4 protein-coding genes are annotated in these 4147 nt (G+C 73.0%); 2 read left to right on the top strand and 2 right to left on the bottom strand.

Annotated elements, in window-relative coordinates; all coding sequences use genetic code 11:
* Positions 1-302 precede the first annotated feature (302 nt).
* Positions 303-1085, bottom strand: coding sequence for a Crp/Fnr family transcriptional regulator (locus tag AX737_RS08100; protein WP_066920464.1), 783 nt, complete (start codon positions 1083-1085; stop codon positions 303-305).
* A 444-nt stretch (positions 1086-1529) separates the two neighbouring features.
* Between AX737_RS08100 and AX737_RS08095 the strand changes: the two genes are divergently transcribed.
* Positions 1530-2234, top strand: coding sequence for a Crp/Fnr family transcriptional regulator (locus AX737_RS08095; RefSeq protein WP_308445254.1), 705 nt, complete (start codon positions 1530-1532; stop codon positions 2232-2234).
* Here the strand turns inward: AX737_RS08095 and AX737_RS08090 are convergent.
* Entirely contained in the window at positions 2206-3738 is a 1533-nt protein-coding gene (locus tag AX737_RS08090) for a sodium:proton antiporter (protein ID WP_066920460.1), read from the bottom strand. The genes AX737_RS08095 and AX737_RS08090 overlap by 29 nt on opposite strands.
* A gap of 162 nt (positions 3739-3900) precedes the next feature.
* On the opposite strand from AX737_RS08090, the gene AX737_RS08085 reads away from it, so the two are divergent.
* A partial coding sequence (locus AX737_RS08085) for a gamma-glutamyltransferase (protein ID WP_197430497.1) occupies positions 3901-4147 on the top strand: 247 nt, incomplete at its 3' end.

Genomic DNA, 4147 nt, shown 5'->3' with positions numbered 1-4147 from the left:
CCCCTCACCCCAACCCTCTCCCTATGGGAGAGGGGGCGCGGCGCGGTTCACCGCACACGGGATCCGGTCGAAGCGTTCGGTGTTGCGGATCCTCTCAGGATGAAGCGCGGGTCCCCTCTCCCATAGGGAGAGGGACAGGGTGAGGGGTATGACGTAGCCGGGTAGGGCACAGCCTGAACGCGCGCCGATGGTGTGCTCAGTTCTGAAACGTCATACCCCTCACCTCAAAACCCTCTCCCTATGGGAGAGGGGGCGCGGCGCGGTTCACCCGACACGGCCGAACCCTTCAACCGCAAACCGCATCACCCCAGCGCGCAGGTCGATCCCCCGGCCGCCCGTCGGAGATAGGCGGCGTCGAACTCGGCGACCGAGCGCAGCCGCTCCGCGTCGAGGATGACGAGGCGCCGGCCCTTCAGCTCGATCAGCCCGTCGTGCCGCATCTCCCGCAGGGTTCGGTTCACGTGCACGCTGGTGAGCGCCAGGGTGTCGGAGAGCGCCACCTGCGTCAGCGGCAGCTCGTAGCCGTCGGGGCCCGCGAGGCCGACCGCGCCGAGTCGCACCGACAGCTCGCAGAACAGGTGGGCGAGCCGCTCGCGGGCGGAGCGCCGCCCCACGCTCACCAGCCACTCCCGCGCGACCGCCTCATCGACGCTGCGCGCGATGCGCAGCGCCCGCGCGATCGCGGGATGCCGGTCGAGGAGTGCCGCGAAGACCTCGCGCGGGATGCGCGCTACGAGGCAGGCCGAGAGCGTCGCGATCACGTGGTCCATCGGCCGCGGGTCGGTGACGTCGCAATCGGAGACGTCGCCCGGCAGGAGGTAGGCGAGGATCTGACAGGACCCGTTCGGCCGGTGGCGGGCGCGGCAGACGAAGCCGCGCAGCACCGCGATCACCGTGTCCGGAACCTCGCCCTGCTGCAGGAGATCGGTCTGCCCGACGAAGCGGCGCGCCCGCCCGCAGACCCGTTCGAGGGCGGCGAGGTCGGCCGCGTCGAGATCGACGAAGCCGCCGAGCTTGCGCGCCAGCATGTCGGCGCCGTCCGCCTCGGCCGTACGCGGCGGCGGCTCGAACGGGAACGCGTCCATCACGACATTCCGCCCGCCGCACCGGCCCGCGAGGCGGCCGCCGCGCACGGCTCGGCGAAGGATCGGGATGCGCCGACGGGGCGGCTCATGCGCGCCCGCGCCCCATGCGTCGGCGGCCGGGCGATCCGGGATCCGCGTGCCTATGCCTGCTCAGCTTCATCCAGCGGTTGTAGGGAGGCCCGCCAGCGGGTGCCAGGGTTCGGGGCCGATCGGTTCGATACCGAACAGAAGCTCGCCTCCCAACACTGCGAACCGACACTCAAGTCTTAACATGGATTAGTTCATGAAGATCTTGCTCTGCTAGTGGTTTCCCGGCCCGGCGCGCGATCCGCGGCGCGTTCGAGCCCAGCAGATCAAGAATACCGAAACCCGATGCCTGTAATCCGGTCCGCGCGTGGTGAAGACGAGGTCTCGGAGCCGCATCGATCAGAGATCCGAAACCGATTGCTGCGCGCGCTCGACCCCTCCGATCTCGCGCGCCTCGCACCGCATCTCCGGCCCGTGGACCTGCCGCTCGGGCTGTCCCTGATCGCCCCCGGCGAGGCGATCGCGGCCTGCGTCTTCCCCGAGAGCGGCTTCGTCTCCGTGGCGACCGCGCACGGGCAGCAGCGCGTCGAGATCGGGCTGGTGGGCAGCGAGGGGCTGGCGGGGGCCGCGCCCGCCCTCCTCGCCGACGCCGTGACGCCGCACGCCCACGTCGTGCAGATGGCCGGATCCGGGCTGGCGATCGCGCCCGCGGCGCTCGGCGCGGCGGCGGCGGAGAGCGCGAGCCTGCGGGCGACGCTCCTCGCCTATATCCAGACGCAGCTGCTCCAGCTCGGCGAGACCGCCCACGCGCACGCCGCGCTGAACCTCGAGAGCCGGCTCGCGCGCTGGCTCCTGATGTGCCACGACCGGGTCGAGGGGGACGAGCTCGCCCTCACGCACGAGTTCCTGTCGCTGATGCTCGGCGTGCAGCGGGCCGGCGTCACCCTGGCGCTGCAGGGCCTGGAAGGCGCGGGCCTGATCCGCAACCGGCGCAAGCGCGTGCTGATCCTCGACCGCGGCGGCCTGAAAGCCCTGACCCACGGCAGCTACGGCGTGCCGGAGGCGGCCTACGCCCGCCTGATCACGCCGCCCCCTACGCCTCGGCCCGCGGGGTCGCGTTGAGCTCGGCCCAGTCGAACTCCTCCTCCAGGCGATAGTAGGCGTCGTCGCCGATGCGGCCCTCCCGGCGCAGGCGCAGCACCGTGTCGCGCGCCGCCGCGATGGCGCGCCGGCGCGCCGCGTCGGCGGGCAGGGATTCGGGCGCGACTCCCTTCTCGTGGCGCTCGGCCTCCGCGAGGGCGGCCGCGAACTCGGCCCGCAGCGCGGCCGCCGCGCCGGCCTCCTCCGCCTCACCCAGGCTGTCGAGGGCCGCCGCGTAGGCCTCGGCCCGCGCCTGTCCCGCCTCCAGGCCCACCGGGTCGTCGTCCTCCAGGCCGAGCCGGCGCAGCAGGGGGTTGAGGGTCAGCCCCTGGACCGTCAGCGTGCCGAGCACGGTGAAGAAGGCCGTGAACACGATGAGGTCGCGCTCGGGGAAGTCCGGCGGCAGGGCGAGCGCGGTCGCGATGGTGACGATGCCACGCATGCCCGCCCAGGAGATCGCCAGCGCCGGCCGGAAGCCCGTCGAGCTGTCCCGCCCCCGGATCCGCCCGCGCAGGCCGTTGGCCGGCAGCACCCAGAGCAGGCGCACCAGGACCACGGTGGCGAAGACCGCCGCCGCGAGCCCGATCGCCCGGGCCTGCTCGCCCCCGCTCAGCCGGTCGAGGATCGGGCCGATCTGCAGGCCGACCAGCACGAAGGCCAGCACGTTGAGCACGAACACCGCCGTCTCCCAGACCGCGTAGGAGACGATGCGGGTGCGCGGCGCGGTGATGCCGGGGCTGTAACGCGCCACCGTGATGGCGAAGCTGACCACCGTGAGCACCCCCGACAGTTCCAGCCGCTCGGCGACGAGCCAGATGCCGAAGGCGGCCACGAACTGCATCACGATGGCGCTCGCCGCATCGGGGAAGCGGGGAGCGACCGCCACGAAGCCGCGGGCGAGCACCGGGCCGGCGATCAGGCTGCCCACCACGCCGAGCAGGAAGGTCGGCGCCACCTTGGCGGGGTCGAAGCTGCCGGCGGCCGCCGCCGCCACCCCGAGCCGGTAGATCAGCAGCGAGCCGGCATCGTTCAGCAGGCTCTCGCCCCGCAGGATGGTGGTGAGCCGGTGCGGCAGCGAGACGTGGCGCAGCACCGAGAGCGCCGCCACCGCGTCGGGCGGGGCCACGACGGCGCCGAGCACGATGCAGGCGGCGATGGGCATGCCGGGGATCATCAGGTGCGTCACCAGGGCGACCGCCGCGGTGGTGGCCGCCACGGCCCCGAGCGCGAGCCCGCCGATCGGCCGCCAGTTCGCCTTCAGGTCGCGCAGCGAGGTGTCGTAGCCGGCGTCCAGCAGCACGGGCGCCAGGAACAGCGCCAGCGCGAGTTCCGGATCGAGGGTGAGGTCGGGCACGCCCGGCACGAAGGCGAGCGCCGCGCCGCCGAGCGCCAGGAAGGCCGGATAGGGTGCGCCGAGGCGCCGGGCCAGCGCCGCGAGCAGGACCGCGCCGAAGAGGACGGCGACGACCCATTCGAAGATCAACATGCGCGGGTAAGAGGCAGACGACGCCAAGCGTTCCGCCTGCGGCACGGCGTATCACAATTGCAGGTTGTTAAAGCCGTCCCCCAGACCGCGCGGCTTTACCGGCGGCTATCCAGGCGGCTTACCCGCGTCTAACCCGTTCGGTACCAGCGGTCAGGACCCGAGATGCCCGAGACACCCGTCTTCGCCCACGGCGCCGTTGCCGCGCCGCACGATCTCGCGGCGCGGGCCGGGCTGTCCGTGCTGGCGCAGGGCGGCAACGCGGTCGAGGCGATGGTCGCGATGGCGGCCTCGATCGCGGTGGTCTACCCGCACAGGAACGGCCTCGGCGGCGACGGCGTCTGGCTGTTGCGCGAGCGCGGGGGCCGCGTGCGCGGCTTCGAGGCCTGCGGCCCGGCGGTAGCGCTCGATC

Origin of the sequence: Methylobacterium sp. CCH5-D2, from assembly GCF_001556475.1 — a bacterium.
Classification (GTDB): domain Bacteria; phylum Pseudomonadota; class Alphaproteobacteria; order Rhizobiales; family Beijerinckiaceae; genus Methylobacterium; species Methylobacterium hispanicum.
The sequence above is the reverse complement of the archived record's forward strand: the minus strand, read 5'-3'. Positions and strand labels throughout refer to the sequence as shown.